General features: G+C 69.4%; 12 protein-coding genes. 3 read left to right on the forward strand and 9 right to left on the reverse strand.

Annotation, left to right across the window (positions count from 1 at the left end; genetic code table 11):
• Positions 1-214 precede the first annotated feature (214 nt).
• Positions 215-445, forward strand: coding sequence for a zinc finger protein (locus E1161_RS18655; protein WP_235875140.1), 231 nt, complete (start codon positions 215-217; stop codon positions 443-445).
• A gap of 30 nt (positions 446-475) precedes the next feature.
• On the opposite strand, the gene ligD is transcribed toward E1161_RS18655, so the two are convergent.
• The 3 genes from ligD to E1161_RS18670 form a co-directional block, all read right to left on the reverse strand.
• On the reverse strand, positions 476-1,474 hold the full coding sequence (gene ligD, locus E1161_RS18660; RefSeq protein WP_132625025.1) for a non-homologous end-joining DNA ligase: 999 nt from the start codon (positions 1,472-1,474) through the stop codon (positions 476-478).
• 122 nt (positions 1,475-1,596) lie between these two features.
• On the reverse strand, positions 1,597-2,274 hold the full coding sequence (locus E1161_RS18665; RefSeq protein WP_132625027.1) for an MBL fold metallo-hydrolase: 678 nt from the start codon (positions 2,272-2,274) through the stop codon (positions 1,597-1,599).
• A gap of 48 nt (positions 2,275-2,322) precedes the next feature.
• Positions 2,323-3,084: a maleylpyruvate isomerase family mycothiol-dependent enzyme gene (locus E1161_RS18670; RefSeq protein WP_132625029.1), complete on the reverse strand. Its 762-nt coding sequence runs from the start codon at positions 3,082-3,084 to the stop codon at positions 2,323-2,325.
• Between the two features lie 349 nt (positions 3,085-3,433).
• Here E1161_RS18670 and uvrA point away from each other — a divergent pair, with 349 nt between their 5' ends.
• Positions 3,434-6,286: an excinuclease ABC subunit UvrA gene (gene uvrA / locus E1161_RS18675; RefSeq protein ID WP_132625031.1), complete on the forward strand. Its 2,853-nt coding sequence runs from the start codon at positions 3,434-3,436 to the stop codon at positions 6,284-6,286.
• A 183-nt stretch (positions 6,287-6,469) separates the two neighbouring features.
• A complete protein-coding gene (locus E1161_RS18680) occupies positions 6,470-7,918 on the forward strand; it encodes an alanine/glycine:cation symporter family protein (protein WP_132625033.1) in 1,449 nt (482 codons plus the stop codon).
• A 69-nt stretch (positions 7,919-7,987) separates the two neighbouring features.
• Here E1161_RS18680 and E1161_RS18685 read toward each other — a convergent pair whose 3' ends face one another.
• From E1161_RS18685 to E1161_RS18710, 6 genes are all read right to left on the reverse strand, one after another.
• Positions 7,988-9,454 (reverse strand): beta-N-acetylhexosaminidase, encoded by a 1,467-nt coding sequence (locus E1161_RS18685; RefSeq protein WP_132625035.1) that lies wholly within the window; start codon positions 9,452-9,454, stop codon positions 7,988-7,990.
• Positions 9,451-10,290, reverse strand: a complete 840-nt coding sequence (locus tag E1161_RS18690) for a carbohydrate ABC transporter permease (protein ID WP_132625037.1) — start codon at positions 10,288-10,290, stop codon at positions 9,451-9,453. Before E1161_RS18690 ends, E1161_RS18685 begins: the two co-directional genes overlap by 4 nt.
• Positions 10,287-11,165, reverse strand: a complete 879-nt coding sequence (locus E1161_RS18695; RefSeq protein ID WP_235875141.1) for a carbohydrate ABC transporter permease — start codon at positions 11,163-11,165, stop codon at positions 10,287-10,289. The genes E1161_RS18690 and E1161_RS18695 overlap by 4 nt, the downstream gene beginning before the upstream one ends.
• Positions 11,165-12,448, reverse strand: coding sequence for an extracellular solute-binding protein (locus tag E1161_RS18700; protein ID WP_132625041.1), 1,284 nt, complete (start codon positions 12,446-12,448; stop codon positions 11,165-11,167). Before E1161_RS18700 ends, E1161_RS18695 begins: the two co-directional genes overlap by 1 nt.
• 175 nt (positions 12,449-12,623) lie before the next feature.
• Positions 12,624-13,787 carry a lactonase family protein gene (locus E1161_RS18705; RefSeq protein ID WP_132625043.1) on the reverse strand — a complete coding sequence of 388 codons (1,164 nt, stop codon included), beginning with the start codon at positions 13,785-13,787 and terminating at the stop codon, positions 12,624-12,626.
• Positions 13,788-13,937: 150 nt separating this feature from the next.
• Complete coding sequence (locus E1161_RS18710; protein WP_132625045.1) at positions 13,938-15,341, reverse strand: GntP family permease; 1,404 nt, start codon at positions 15,339-15,341, stop codon at positions 13,938-13,940.
• Positions 15,342-15,424: the final 83 nt, after the last annotated feature.

Consider the following 15,424-nt stretch of genomic DNA (forward strand, 5'->3'; position numbering starts at 1 on the left):
CCTGGGTCGGGGTCGGCGTGACCACCCGAGCACGCACAGGCGTGTGCGCCGAATGGCGTCATCCGTTCGGGGAATTGCCGCAGTGGTCCCGAGACCACGAGCATTGGTCTCGTCTTGATCGAGGTCGCTTCGGAGTCGAGGGGGTTCCGCCGCGATTCTCGTTCCGGGACGCGGAATCGCCGATCGGAACCGACAAGAGGGGATGTGCGCAGCGATGTATCCGTTCCACTGGGTGCCGGCGGACGGAAGCCGGCACGCGAGCTTGGACAAGCGGCCGTGGGGCAACGCCTATCCGAGCGGCATGCTCGTCAGCACCTTGTGCAGCCAGGAAGTCGTGGCCGACGCGACCGAGGAGGCGTGGCTGTGGCAGACCTGCGGCGACTGCCATTCCGAGGCTCACCGGGTGGCTGCGGCGGTCCGCGAGGTCCCGCGCATGTCGGCCTAGCGAAATCTGGTGCAAGGGAACGGTTCTCGGTCAGTCGCGCTTGGCTCGGCTCGGTGCCACCCGGGGCGGCTCGTTGGGCTGCTTCGGGTACACCGGCGGCCACGGCGCGTCCTGCGCTCCGGCGGCGATGTCCCGGTCGTAGCGTTCCAGCAGCGGTTGGATCGACTGCGGCCGGGTGTCGGCCCACGGGTCACCGCGCTCGGCGAGCCGGTCTGGCACCGTGGCGATGGTCAGCTGGTCCGGGTCGATGCCGTCCAGCTCGTCCCACGCGATCGGTGTGGACACCTGCCCGCCCACCCGGGGACGGGCGCACCAGGCGCCGAAAACCGTCTTGTGCGGAGCGTTCTGGTTGAAGTCGACGAAAACTCGCCGACCCCGCTCCTCCTTCCACCACTTCGCGGTGATCAGATCGGGGTGGCGGCGTTCGAGCTCGCGCGCCAGCGCCACGGCTGCGGCACGGACCCGGTAGCTGTCCCACTCGGGACGCAGCGGGACGTAGAGGTGCAGGCCGCGTGAGCCGGAGGTCTTCAGCCGCACGTCGATGCCGTCCTCGCGGAGGAGGTCGCGGGTGAGCACCGCGGTCTCGCACACCTCGGCGAAGCCGACTCCGGGCGACGGGTCGAGATCGATGCGCAGCTCGTCGATGAGCTCCGGCCGCCCTTCCTGGTAGGGCCACACGTGGAAGCCCAGGCAACCCATGTTGACCGCCCAGACGACGTGCGCCAGATCAGCGGCCACGAGTGCGTGGCTGGTCGTCCCGTTGGGCGTTTCGACGACGGTCGTGCGCAGCCACTCCGGCGCCGAGGCGGGCACCCGCTTCTGGAAGAACGACTTGCCGCTCGCCCCGTCGGGATGGCGCTCCATCAGCAGCGGGCGACCCCCCAGGGTGCTCAGGAGCGGGCCGGCCACCGCCCGGTAGTAGTTCACGAGGTCCAGCTTGGTCTCACCGCGGGTCTTGAAGAACACCTTGTTCGGATGCGACACCGATACCTCGGTGCCCCCGATGTCCAGCTTCACGGCCTCGCTCACGACGACCTCCGGTGCTCGCGCTCCCGGCAGTCAGAGTAGGCGGGGGCTCCGACGACCGCAGCCACATCGGTGCGCACGCCGGGCGCGGGGGAAGTCCCACCGGGAACTTCCCCCGCCGTCCATCACCAGCCGCGTTCGCGCCACTCGGCGAGCTTGGGACGCTCGGCGCCGAGGGTGGAGTCGTCGCCGTGGCCAGGGTAGAACCAGGTGTCGTCCGGCAGTTCGCCGAAGACCCGGGTCTCCACGTCGTCCACCAGCGACGTGAAGTCCTCCCGCGAGGTCGTGCGGCCCACCCCGCCCGGGAACAGCGAGTCGCCGGTGAACAGGTGCGGGTGGCCCGCCGGGTCCCGGTAGACCAGGGCGATCGAACCCGGCGTGTGCCCGCGCAGGTGGATCACCGACAGCTCCGAGTCGCCGACCGCGATGGTGTCGCCGTGCTCGACCAGGTGGTCCGGCGGCACCGGCAGCTCGTCGGCGTCGGCGGGGTGCGCCACGGTGAAGCAGCCGGTCGCGCCGGCCACGGCGCCCAGCGCCTGCCAGTGGTCGCCGTGCTGGTGGGTGGTGACGATGGTGCGCAGCCGGGGCCGCCGCTCGTCGTGACCGAGCAGGTCGCTCAGCCGTTCGGGGTCGTTGGCCGCGTCCACCAGCAACGCGTCCCCGGTGTTCTTGCACACCAGGAGGTAGGCGTTGTTGTCCATCGGGCCGACCGAGATCTTGGTGATGGTCAGCGCGTCCAGGTCCCGGCGCGCGGCCGCGCCGCCGGGCTCCACGTGTCCGGTGTACTCAGCTTGAAGCTCCACGCCCGTGAGCCTAACGCCCGCGGCCCGGCGTCGGCCGCAAGATCGGGCTCACAGCCACTCGGGCAGTTCGGGTGCGTCGCCGCGCAGCTCGCCGGGGCCCGTGCGACCGAGCAGCCAGCCCAGCATCGGGCCGGGCTCGCCGGAGACAGCCGCCGGTCGCGACGTGGTGCCTCGCAGGTCCCAACCGCGGCGGTGATCGCCGAAGTCGACCTCCAGCGTGAGCGCGGGCACGTCCAGTCGCCCACCGAAGAACTGGACCACGTCCTCCAGCAACATCTCGGCATCGGCGGTGGGGATGTCGGTGAAGTCCACGTCGTGGTCGAGGTCGACCAGGTGCACCCAGAGCTCCAGCAGCCGAAGCCGCGGGACGTGGAGAGCGGGGATGACGTCGCCGCCGGAGAGGGAGACCTCGGCAGTCCAGTCGGAATCGGGCATGTCCCGAGCCGCCACGGCGAACCGGTCGCTGGAGGCGATCAGGTCCTCCATCAGCAGCAGGTGGCTGCGCGAGGAGCCTTCCTCGATGTCCTGGTCGCGGTCCTCGCGGCTGGCGTACATCGGGTGCTCGATGCCGGTGCGGGCCCACAGCAGGAGGTTGCAGCAGGCGTCGGCGTTGCGGGCCAGGTGGGTGAGCACGTGCGAACGGCTCCAGCCCGGCAGCAGGCTGGGTTGCCGGACCGAGATCTCGTCGAGGCCGGACGCGGAGCGCACCAGGACCTCCGTGGCGTGCCGCACGGCGGCTCGCCGGTTCGTGACCTCGTCTGCCAGGGCGGCAGCGGACCATCGGCCGGTACCGAGGACGATGTCAGCCATGGCTCTACCTCACGTGGGGGAGAGGGGGAGGGTCGATTCGGCGAGAACGTGAAGCCCTGAGCGTAAAGGTGCAGGACACATCGGGGACAGTGCCCAATGCGGGCGACTTTGCGTATCGTCGTGAGGGGCAGCCACCGCCGGATCACGCAGCATCTCACACGTTGGGGTGACGGCCGGTGAAGGTGCTCGGTACCGGAAGCCGTCGGTCCGAGACTGTCGGTGGCCCCGAATAGCATGGACGTCGCAACGTCGCGACCTGATGCCGCGCCGGCGGTCCCGCTGCCTGAAGCAGGCGGCCGCTCGCAGTCGGCGCGCTCGCGCAACACCAGAACTTCTCGAAGGGATCACCGTGGCTGACCGCCTCGTCGTTCGCGGCGCCCGTGAGCACAACCTGCGCGGGATCGACCTCGACCTGCCCCGGGACAGCCTGATCGTGTTCACCGGGCTTTCCGGCTCGGGCAAGTCGAGCTTGGCCTTCGACACCATCTTCGCGGAGGGGCAGCGCCGCTACGTGGAGTCGCTGTCCGCCTACGCGCGGCAGTTCCTCGGCCAGATGGACAAGCCCGACGTGGACTTCATCGAGGGCCTGTCCCCGGCGGTGTCGATCGACCAGAAGTCCACCAGCCGCAACCCGCGGTCCACGGTGGGCACCATCACCGAGGTCTACGACTACCTGCGGCTGCTCTACGCCCGCGCGGGCAAGGCGCACTGCCCGACCTGCGGTGAGGCGATCAGCAAGCAGACCCCGCAGCAGATCGTCGACCAGGTCCTGGAGATGCCCGAGAGGGCGAAGTTCCAGGTGCTGGCGCCGGTGGTGCGCGGACGCAAGGGCGAGTACGTCGACCTCTTCGAGCAGCTGCGCTCCTCCGGCTACGCCCGCGCCCGAGTGGACGGCGTCGTGCACCCGCTCGACGAGCCGCCGAAGCTCAAGAAGCAGGAGAAGCACGACATCGCGGTCGTCATCGACCGGCTCACCGTCAAGCCCAGCGCCAAGCAGCGGCTCACCGACTCGGTCGAGACCGCGCTGCGGCTGGCCGACGGGCTGGTGCTGGTCGAGTTCATCGACCTCGACGAGTCCGACCCCGCCCGCGAGCGCAAGTTCTCCGAGAACCTGGCCTGCCCGAACGGGCACGCGCTGGGCGTTGACGAGCTCGAACCCCGATCGTTCTCCTTCAACTCGCCCTACGGCGCCTGTCCCGAGTGCGCGGGCCTGGGCATCCGCAAGGAAGTCGACCCCGAGCTGGTCGTGCCCGACGAAGACCTCTCGCTGGGCGACGGGGCGATCGCGCCGTGGGCAGGTGGGCACACCGCCGAGTACTTCTCCCGGTTGCTGACCTCCCTGTCGGAGGCCATCGGGTTCCGGATGGACACCCCGTGGCGCCAGCTGCCCACCAAGGTCAAGAAGGCGGTGCTGCACGGCACCGACGACCAGGTGCACGTGCGCTACCGCAACCGCTACGGCCGCACCCGCTCCTACTACGCCAGCTACGAGGGCGTCATCCCGTTCCTGGAGCGGCGGCTGGAGCAGACCGAGTCGGACTACGCGCGCGAGAAGTACGAGGGCTACATGCGCGACGTGCCGTGCCCGGCCTGCGACGGCACCCGCCTCAAGCCCGAGATCCTGGCCGTGACCATGGAGGACGAGCACGACGAGCTCTCCATCGCCGACGTCAGCGCGCTGAGCGTGGCCGATTGCGCGGAGTTCCTCAACGCGCTGGTCCTGGGACCGCGCGAGCAGATGATCGCCGGTGCCGTGCTCAAGGAGATCCAGGCCAGGCTGGGCTTCCTGCTCGACGTCGGCCTGGACTACCTGTCGCTGGACCGCGCGGCGGGGACCCTCTCCGGTGGCGAGGCGCAGCGCATCCGGCTGGCCACGCAGATCGGGTCCGGCCTGGTCGGTGTGCTCTACGTGCTCGACGAGCCCTCGATCGGGCTGCACCAGCGCGACAACCACCGCCTGCTGGAGACGCTGAGCCGGCTGCGCGACCTCGGCAACACCCTCATCGTCGTCGAGCACGACGAGGACACCGTGCGCAGCGCCGACTGGGTGGTCGACATCGGTCCCGGTGCCGGTGAGCACGGCGGCAAGGTCGTGCACAGCGGTCCCTACGAGGAGCTGCTGGAGAACAAGGAGTCGCTGACCGGTGCGTACCTGGCGCGGCGCAAGGAGATCCCGGTGCCGACCGAGCGCCGGGTCCCGGACCGCAAGCGGCAGCTGACCGTGGTCGGCGCGCGTGAGCACAACCTGCGCAAGATCGACGTGTCCTTCCCGCTGGGACTGCTGACCGCGGTGACCGGTGTGTCCGGTTCGGGGAAGTCGACCCTGGTCAACGACATCCTCGCGTCCGTGCTGGCGAACAAGCTCAACGGCGCGCGGCAGGTTCCGGGCAGGCACACCCGGGTCAAGGGCCTGGAGCACGTCGACAAGCTGGTGCAGGTCGACCAGTCGCCGATCGGTCGCACGCCGCGGTCCAACGCCGCCACCTACACCGGCGTGTTCGACCACATCCGCAAGCTGTTCGCGGCCACCACCGAGGCGAAGGTGCGCGGTTACCAGCCGGGCAGGTTCTCGTTCAACATCAAGGGCGGCCGCTGCGAGTCGTGCGCGGGCGACGGCACGCTGAAGATCGAGATGAACTTCCTGCCCGACGTCTACGTCCCGTGCGAGGTGTGCAAGGGCGCCCGGTACAACCGGGAGACCCTGGAGGTGCACTACAAGGGCAAGACGATCGCCGAGGTCCTCGACATGCCGATCGAGCAGGCCGCCGAGTTCTTCGAGCCGATCAACGCCATCCACCGGCACCTCAAGACGCTGGTGGACGTCGGCCTGGGCTACGTGCGGCTGGGGCAGCCCGCCCCGACGCTGTCGGGCGGTGAGGCGCAGCGCGTCAAGCTCGCCAGCGAGCTGCAGAAGCGCTCCACCGGCAAGACGGTCTACATCCTCGACGAGCCGACCACGGGTCTGCACTTCGAGGACATCCGCAAGCTGCTCGGCGTGCTCAACGGCCTGGTCGACAAGGGCAACACGGTGATCGTCATCGAGCACAACCTCGACGTCGTGAAGACGGCCGACTGGATCCTGGACATGGGCCCCGAGGGCGGCAACGGCGGCGGTCTGCTGCTGGCCGAGGGGATGCCCGAGGACATCGCCGAGATCGAGGACAGCCACACCGGCCGGTTCCTCACCCAAGTGCTGGGCTGAATGCCAGTCGGGCACCCACCAGGGCACCCATTCCAACGTGTTTGTAACCTTTCCGCCAATGCGCGGGTCGCCACCACATGGCGGCCCGCGCTTGGACTGCCCGCGGTGAACGTCATCGGGCGCCGCACTCCTGGCGTCCGCTGACGCGAGAGTTCCCGCGCCACAAGCGGAAAGGGAGTGCCCGTGGAAGCGCTCAACGACGCGATCGTCGCGCTGAACGACACGTTCTGGCTTTACATCATCATCCCCGTGCTCGCGGTGCTGAGCCTGTACTTCACCGTTCGCTCGAAAGCCGTGCAGATCCGGATGATCCCCGAGATGATCCGCGCGATGGGCGGCAAGGCCGAGATCGCCGAAGACGGCCGGAAGGCGATCTCGTCGTTCCAGGCGTTCGCGATCTCCGCCGCCGCCCGCATCGGAACCGGCAACATCGCAGGCGTGGCCACCGCCATCGCGCTGGGCGGCCCGGGTGCGGTGTTCTGGATGTGGACGATGGGTCTGATCGTGGGCGCGGCCAGCTTCGTGGAATCCACCCTCGCGCAGCTCTACAAGGTGCGGGACGAGTCCGGTTTCCGCGGCGGCCCGGCCTACTACATGCTGCACGGCCTGCGGGCGCGCTGGATGGGCGTGCTCTTCGCCGTGGTCATCACGGTGACGTTCGGCTTCGTGTTCACCGCCGTGCAGGCCAACACGATCGTCGACGCCGTCGTCACGTCGGCCGAAGCCACCGGCATGGGTTCGAACGGCTGGATGCAGCCGGTCCTGGGCGTGGCGCTGGTCGCGCTGACCGCGCTGATCATCTTCGGTGGCGTGCGCCGGATCGCGCAGACGGCGGAGCTGCTGGTGCCGTTCATGGCCGGTCTCTACATGCTGCTCGGCCTGATCATCGTGGTGCTCAACATCGACGCGGTGCCCGGCGTCATCGCGCAGATCTTCGCGCACGCCTTCGGTTTCGAGGCGATCGCGGGCGGCGGCATCGGTGCGGCGATCGTGCAGGGCGTGCGGCGGGGCATGTTCTCCAACGAGGCCGGTCTGGGTTCGGCCCCGAACGCCGGTGCCACCGCCTCGGTGAGCCACCCGGTCAAGCAGGGCCTGGTGCAGACCCTCGGTGTCTACGTGGACACGCTGCTGGTGTGCTCGACCACGGCGTTCATCGTGCTGCTGTCCAACCCGACCTTCGGTGACGAGGACCGCGGCGCCTCGATGACCCAGACGGCGCTGCAGAACAACCTCGGCGACTGGTCGCTGCACCTGATGACGCTGATCATCCTGCTGGTGGCGTTCACCTCGGTGCTGGGCAACTACTACTACGGCGAGTCCAACGTGGGCTTCCTGACCCGCAGCAGAGCGATGCGGGCCGGCTACAAGTGGGGCGTGCTGGTCGTGGTCTTCCTGGGCGCGATCGGATCCTCGGACCTGATCTGGAACCTCGCCGACACCACGATGGGCGTCATGGCCCTGGTCAACCTCGCCGCCATCGCTCCGCTGAGCGCGGTCGCGTTGAAGCTGCTGCGCGACTACAACGAGCAGCGCGAGCAGGGCCTCGACCCGGTCTTCACCCGGGACCGCCTGCCGGAGCTGACCGGCGTCGAGTGCTGGGAGCCCCGGGACCCGGTCAAGGCCGAAGCCTAGGGCAGAGCCGGTGGGTGGGGTCCGGGCCGGTCCGGACCCCACCCGCGTCGTTCCTGGCGCGAGCACCGCTCAGCGAGGTCTGCCCTCGATACCGGGACGCAGCTGCCAGGGGTAGGGGCCGTCGAGGGGCCGGTACTCGACGCCGTAGGCGTCCAGGCGCGGCAGGTGGTGGTGTGCGAGGCGGTGGTGGAACTCCGCCGGGTCCCGCTCGTTGCTCCAGGCGACCTCGGCGAACGCGCACAGCCGGGGGAAAGCGGCGTAGTCGATGCGGGCGGCGGAGTCGAGCTGCTCGGTCCACACCTGCGCCTGCAGGCCGAGAACGCGTTCGGTCGGCGGCTCGTAGGCGTAGACGTTCTCCAGGGTGTTGAGGAACCCGACCGGGATCGGCTCGTCGGGCTCGTCCGATTGCCGGTGGTCCAGGTAGAAGTGCGTTTCCGGGCACAGCAGCACATCGTTGCCGGCTTCGGCCGCGCGGGCGACCGCCTGCACGTCCTGCCAGCTCAGCACGATGGTTTCCGTCGGCAGCGAGACCAGTTGCATGGCGTCGTCCCACGCCGATGTGCGGCGGCCGTGATCGTGCACGTGCTCCAGCAACCGCCGCAGCAGTGCGCCGTGCGCCGACGTGGCGCCTGGGACCTCGTCGCCGCCGAGGCAGATCACCGGCGACGGGAAGATGGACATCACGTGGTCCAGCACGTCGCGGAAGAAGTCCACGGTGGCCCGCCGGGGAGCCAGGATCCGGTCGCTGACCCCCCACGAGTCCCACACGCCAACGGGGCCGCCGGCACCCAGGTCGGGGTAGGCGGCGATGGCGGCCTGGCTGTGCCCGGGGACGTCGATCTCGGGCACCACCGTGATGTGGTGCTCGGCGGCGTAGGAAACGATCTCCAGCAGGTCTTCGGTGGTGTAGTAGCCGCCGTGCGGCTGCCGGTCGTACTCGGGCACCTCGCCGCGGCCGACCATGGAACGCTCGCGCCACGAGCCGATGCGGGTCAGCTCCGGGTGCTGCGGGACCTCGATGCGCCAGCCCTGGTCGTCGGTGAGGTGCAGGTGCAGGACGTTGAGCTTGTGCATCGCCAGCAGGTCGACGAACCGCAGGACCTCTCGCTTGGCCACGAAGTGCCGGGCGACGTCGAGGTGGCAGCCGCGCCAGCCGAACCGGGGGTGGTCCTCGATCACCCCGCACGGCAACGAGAGCGGCTCGTCGTGGATGGGGGCGCGGCGGAACGCGTCCGGCGGGAGCAGCTGCCGGAGCGTCTGCGCCGCGTGGTGCGCGGCGGCGGTGTGCTGCGCGGTCACCACGGCCTTGGCGGGGCTGATCTCCAGGCGGTGGCCGTCGATGTGGGGATCGATGCGGAACTCGATGGTGGGCTTGGCGGCGAGCGGCAGCGGAAGTCCCGTCGCGGCACCGACGTGCCTGCGGAACCACCGCGCCACGCTCGGGTCACCGCCGACGCTGGTGCGGATGTCCAGCGACAGCTGCCCTGGGGCGCACTCGACGCGCCGCGGACGCGGCAGCAGCGAGTGGAAGCTCATCCCTTCACCGCGCCGGAGAGTCCCGACACCAGGTTCCGCTGGACGAGCACGAAGAAGATCAGAACCGGAATGGTCATCAGCGTGGAGCCTGCCATGATCGCGCCCCAGTCGTTGCCCTGCGGGCTGAAGAATACCAGGATCGCCATCGGCAGCGTCTGGTTCTCCGTCGCCGAGATGATGAACGTTCTGGCGAACAGGAAGTCGTTCCACGCGTGGATGAACGACAACACGCTGGTGGCAACGAGTCCCGGAGCCACGAGCGGGAACAGCACCTGCCAGACGAACCGCGTGCGGCTCGCGCCGTCGAGAGTGGCCGCTTCCTCCAGCTCCACCGGGACGGCGGCGACGAATCCGCGCAGCATCCAGATGGCCAAGGGCAGGCTGAACGCCAGGTGCACCAGCACGAGCGAACCCAGGTGGTTGAGCCCGAAAGCCGGTGCCGCCGAACCGACTTGGCGCATCAGGAAGAACAGCGGGATGGTCAGGGCCTCCACCGGGACCATCTGCGCCACCAGCAGCATGAGCAGCAGCACGGCACGACCCTTGATCCGGAACCGGGTCAGCGCCACCGCAGCGAGGAACGACATCAGCAGCGACAGCAGGACCACGGCGCCTGCGACGAGGAGGCTGTTGAGGAAGTAGCCGCCCAGTCCGTCGACGGTGAGGACCCGGCGGAACCCGTCCAGGGTCGGCGCGGTGGTCCAGGGGCGCGGATCGGCGGTCTGGAGTTCGGCTTCCGGTTTGAATGCCGAAAGCACCATCCAGTAGAGCGGAAACGCCACCAGGACCGCGATCACGACCGCGGCGGTGTTGGCGACGGCGCGTGGACGTCTCATGACAGGACCCCGTTCCCGCGCTGCGCCCGCAGGTAGAGCAGCGTGATCAACAGCAGCAGCGCGGTCATCACCACGCCGATCGCCGAGCCCAGACCGTAGTTCGAGGCCGCGAACGCCTCCTGGTAGGCGTAGACGTTGAGCACCATGTTCTGCCCGGCGACACCGCCGCCGTTGGTCATCACGTAGACCTGCGTGAACACCTTGAAATCCCAGATGATCGATTGGATGGTGGCGATGACCAGCACCGGGCGCAGCATCGGCAGCAGCACGCTGCGCGTGGTCCGCCACGTCGAAGCCCCGTCCAGCGCGGCGGCCTCCACCACCTCGCCCGGAATCCCGATGAGCCCCGCGTAAGTGGTGACGAGCACGAACGGGAAGGAACACCAGATCACCTCGGCGGCCACCAAGCCGAAGGCGAGGTACTTGTCGTAGGTCCACGACATGCCCTCGGCACCGCTGATGCCGATGCCGGTCAGCGCCTCGTTGATCAGCCCGAAGTCCTGGTCGAACAGGAACAGCCACACCGTCGAGCCGGCCACCGCGGGCGTGGCCCAGGCACCGATGGCCGCCAGGAACAGCATGATCCGGGGCAGCGGCGAGACCTTGGTGGCCAGCACCGCCAGCCCGATGCCGGTCACCAGGCTTCCCAGCACGCAGATCGCGGCGAAGACGCATGTCTGCAGCAGGATCGTCCAGAAGTGCGCGTCACCGAGCAGCGCCAGGTAGTTGCCCGCGCCCAGGAACTCCAGCGGCGCACCGCCGGAAGCCTGCGCCTGGCCGTACTCGTAGAGCGAGATCTGCACCAGCTGGTACAGCGGGTAGCCCATCATGCCGACGAGCAGCAGCGCCGCCGGTGCCAGGTAGAGCAGCGCCATCATCGGCCTTCGAAGGCCGCGTCCATCTGCGCCGCTGCCTGCGCCGATGCCTCGGACACCGGGGTGCCGCGCACGACCTGCTGCACCATCGTGGGAAGCACGCCCTGCGCGTCGATCTTCGACCACGCCTCGGTGGCGGGCACGAAGTGCGTTCCGCCGCGCAGCGTCATCACGAACGGAGCCGCGGCCGGGTCGTGCTCGGCCACCTCGCCCTGGACGTCGATGAACGTCGGCAGGTTGCCCATCGCGCCGTACATCTTGCGCTGGTACTCCTTGCCCGCGAGCAGCTGGACGAACTCGCGCGCCAGGGTCGCTCGCTGCGAGGACTTGAGCACGGACAGCAGGTTCCCGCCCGCGAAGGCCGGGGCGGTGGAGCCGATCGCGTCGCCCGGCAGCGGCACGACGCCGTACTTGCCTGCCACGCCCGCGTCGACGGCCTTGCGGTTGAAGTCGCCGCCGATGGTCATCGCGGCCTTGCCGGAGGCGAACGCCTGCACGCTCTGGCTGCCGGTCATGTCGGAGCACTGCTCGGGCGGGCACGCGCCGCTGGTGATCATCTCGGCGTAGGTCTCGATGCCGCGCTGCGCTTCCGGACTGTCGATCGTGGACACCCAGCGCTGGCCCTCCTGGCGAGCCAGGTCGCCACCCGCCGCCCAGATGAACGGCATCAGCGCGTAGTGGTACTTGCCGCCGGTGGCGATGCCGTAGAGGTCGGGACGTTCGGAGCGGATGCGCTGCGCCGTGGCCAGCAGCTCGGCGGTGGTGCGCGGTGGCTGCAGTCCGAGCTCGTCGAACACGTCGGTGCGGTAGTACAACGCGCGCACCCCGGTGTACCAGGGAACGCCGAAGACCTTGCCCTCGACTCGAGCGGTGTCCAGCGCGGAGGGGGAGAGGTCGGCGGATTCCGGCCACTGCGGCAGCTTCTCGGTCACATCGGCCAGCCCGCCTGCGGCGACGTAGCCCGCGAGGTCGGTGTTGCCGACCTCGGCGACGTCCGGGGCGCTGGCGGGATCGTTGAACGCGCCGGTGAAGCGCTCGGACCTCGTCTCCACCGCGATGTACTGCACGTCGACCTCGACGCCGGGGTGCTCGCGTTCGAACCGCGCCACCGCTTCGTCCACGGTGGCCTGCTTGGGCGCGCGGTTGGCCTCGTCGAAGAGCCAGACCCGCAGCGTTCCGGTGCGTTCGTCGACCGCGGGGCCGGTCTGCTGCACCTGCGGTGGTCCGCAGGCCGTGAGCAGCGCAGCGACGGCGGCGACGATGATGGCTTTTCCTGCGCGCATTGCTGGTCTCCGATGTGCTGTTGCCTTGTGGGCCCGGGTGGCGGGGACGCCGGGGATTCGGACCTCGCCGGAGCGGGGCCACGACCGCTCTTCGTCGCCGAACCGAGTCGAGTCGAGCGTGGTGGAATTCGCCGACATCGACGGGAAGAGCGGTGAACGGTCCGTTGTGGACGGATCAGCCGTGGAAGGTGATGACCGCGACCGAGGGGCACGCGTAGCTGTCCGGGGTGGGAGCCAGCGCGCCGGTGTCGGTGTCGCGCGCCAGGCGCGTGATCGTGCCCGCGCGTTGGTTGGCCACGAACAGCGAGGTCTCCTCGGGGTCCAGGGCGAAGTGCCGGGGCCAGTTGCCGCCGGTGGGCGTGACGGCCCTGAACACCAGCGAACCGTTCTCGACGCCGAAGGTGGCGATGGTGTCGTCGCCGCGGTTGGAGGCGTAGACGAACTGGCCGTCCCGGGACATCGCGATCTCGGCGGGGAAGTTCTCGCCGGTCGCCTCGGGCGCGCGGCTGCTGATGACCTGCCCGGCGGTCAGCGCGCCGGCCCCGGGGTCCCAGGCGAGCACGGTGATCGTGGAGTTCAGCTCGGCCAGCAGGTAGGCGGTGGTGCCCTCGAACACCAGGTGCCGGGGTCCGGTGCCCGCGGGCAGCCGGAGCTGCTGGTGCTGGGTGAGCTTCCCGGCGTCGAAGGCGTGGACGAACACCGAGTCGGAGCCGAGGTCGACGGTCACAACCCACTTCCCGCTGGGGTCGACGACGACCTGGTGCGCGTGCGGCTCAGCCCCGGGGTGCTTCACCAGGCAGGTGTGCTCGCCGATGCTCCCGTCGGGGTTGCGCCGGTGCACCGCCACGGTGCCGTCCCCGTAGTGGGCGGTGAGCAGGAACTCCCCGCTCGGGTGCACCGACAGGTGGGTCGGCGAGCTCCCACCGCTGGGCGCGGTGTTGATCACTTCGGGTGCGTGGGTGCTGACGTCGATCGCGGTGATCGAGCCCTGCTGCTGCTCGTTGGTCACGTACAGGGACGTGTGGTCGGGCGACCAGGCGAAGAACGAGGCGTCGGAGATCCCGTCGAGGGTGCCGGAGGGGGCGAGCGCCCCGCTCATGTCGCGCATCGCGATGTCCACGCCTCGGCCGGCGGGCTGCGAGCTGGTGTAGCTGCCGATGAACGTCATCAGGCCCTCGCGAGCCCGGTGCAACTGGTGCGGCGCGGCCGCGCCCTGCCTGCCTGCGGCGGTGGCGCAGCCGACGGTCGCTCCGGCAATGCTCAGAGCTCCGACCGCGCTCAAGAAACCACGACGCGAAAACGAGCTGTCACCCACGACGTTCTCCCAGCTAGTGGACACGGCAGAAGCGAAGTCTGTCGCAGTGGCCACAGGTGGACTAGACCAGAACGGCCTAACCGACCGCCGCCATAGGCGCTAAGCCCCGAAACGGTTCACCACCCGTGGCGATTTCGCGAAATCGCCTCCCGGGGACCGAAGACGGGTGCGCTCTCACGCGACCATGAGCGAGATGCCGGCCGCCATGCCGAAGGCCACCAGCGACAGCAGCGTCTCCAGGACGGTCCAGGTCTTGAGCATGTCGCTCACGGGAATCCCGAAGTACCGCGAGATGATCCAGAACCCGCCGTCGTTGACGTGCGAGGCGATGATCGAACCGGCGGCGATCGCGACCGCGATCAGCGCGAGCTGGGCCTGCGACAGCCCGGCCGAACCGACCAGCGGAGCCACGATCCCACCGGTGGTCACGATCGCCACGGTCGCCGATCCCTGGGCGATCCGCAGTCCGCTGCTGATCACGTAGGCCGACACGATCATCGGCAACCCCACGCCCTGCAACGACCCGGCCAAGGCGTCCCCGACGCCCGTCTCCGCGAGCACCTTGCCGAAGAAGCCGCCCGCGCCGACGACCAGCAGCAGCATGCCCAGCGGGCGCAGCGCACCGCTGGTCAGCTCGGACAGGTCCCGCCCGGTCATCCCGCGCCGGGTTCCGAGCAACCAGAACGACAGCAGGACGGCGATCGTCAACGCCACGGTCGGGTTCCCGAGGAACGTCAGCACCGACAGCGCGCCGCTGCCCTCGGGCAACGTGATGCTGCCGAAGGTGGCGCCGAGGATCAGCACCATCGGTAAGCCGATGATCAGCGCGACCACGCCGAGCGACGGATCGCGCTGGCCCTCGCGCTTGGCGGCGAGCTCGTCGGCGGTGGCGAGCATGTCGGCGGGCACCGGAAGGGTGATCCGCTTGCCGATCCACACCGGGTAGAGCAGACCGGCCACCACGAACGCCGGGAGCCCGCAGGCCAACCCCATCAGGATGATCCACCCGAGGTCCACGCCCAGCAGCCCCGCGGCCACGACCGGCCCGGGGTGCGGCGGCAGGAACGCGTGGGTCATCGACAGCCCGGCCACCAGCGGCAGGCAGTACAGCAGGATCGAGCGCTTGCCCTGCCGTGCCACCACGTAGACCAGCGGTGCGAGCACGAAGATGCCGATGTCGAAGAACACCGGGATCCCGAAGATCAGCCCGGACAGCCCCATCGCCAGCGGAGCCCGGTCCTCCCCGAACGCCCCGAGGAGCTTCCGGGTCAGCAGCTGCGCGCCACCCGATGCCTCCAGCATGGAGCCGAGGATGGTGCCGAGGCCGATGATGGCGGTGATGTGCCCGAGGATGCTGGCGAAACCGCCTTCGAGCAGGGAGTCGCTGCTCTTCTGCGCGGTGCCGACGATGTCCTCCACGGGAAGCCCGGCGGCCAGCGCGATGAGCAGCCCGGTGACCAGCAACGCGATGAACGGTTCGATCCGGAATCGGATGATCATCACCAGCAGCACCGCGATCCCGGCGGCGCACAACGTGAGCAGGCCGGACGTCTCGTGCTGCAACCAGTTCAAGAACACGTGGCCTCCTGGGCATCCTTCGGCGATTGCTTCGCGTGGCGGTGCGGGTAGCGGAAGAGCTCGAGCGGCTTCGCGGTCTCCGA

This window comes from Saccharopolyspora aridisoli (assembly GCF_004348445.1).
In the GTDB taxonomy this organism is placed as follows: domain Bacteria; phylum Actinomycetota; class Actinomycetes; order Mycobacteriales; family Pseudonocardiaceae; genus Saccharopolyspora; species Saccharopolyspora aridisoli.

What these genes read in the sequence shown, in the direction of transcription:
- E1161_RS18655 (WP_235875140.1), top strand. Translation starts at nt 215, where the DNA reads ATGTATCCGTTCCACTGGGTGCCGGCGGACGGAAGCCGGCACGCGAGC.
- E1161_RS18700 (WP_132625041.1), bottom strand. Translation starts at nt 12,448, where the DNA reads ATGCGCGCAGGAAAAGCCATCATCGTCGCCGCCGTCGCTGCGCTGCTC.
- E1161_RS18670 (WP_132625029.1), bottom strand. Translation starts at nt 3,084, where the DNA reads ATGGCTGACATCGTCCTCGGTACCGGCCGATGGTCCGCTGCCGCCCTG.
- E1161_RS18685 (WP_132625035.1), bottom strand. Translation starts at nt 9,454, where the DNA reads ATGAGCTTCCACTCGCTGCTGCCGCGTCCGCGGCGCGTCGAGTGCGCC.
- E1161_RS18695 (WP_235875141.1), bottom strand. Translation starts at nt 11,165, where the DNA reads ATGGCGCTGCTCTACCTGGCACCGGCGGCGCTGCTGCTCGTCGGCATG.
- E1161_RS18690 (WP_132625037.1), bottom strand. Translation starts at nt 10,290, where the DNA reads ATGAGACGTCCACGCGCCGTCGCCAACACCGCCGCGGTCGTGATCGCG.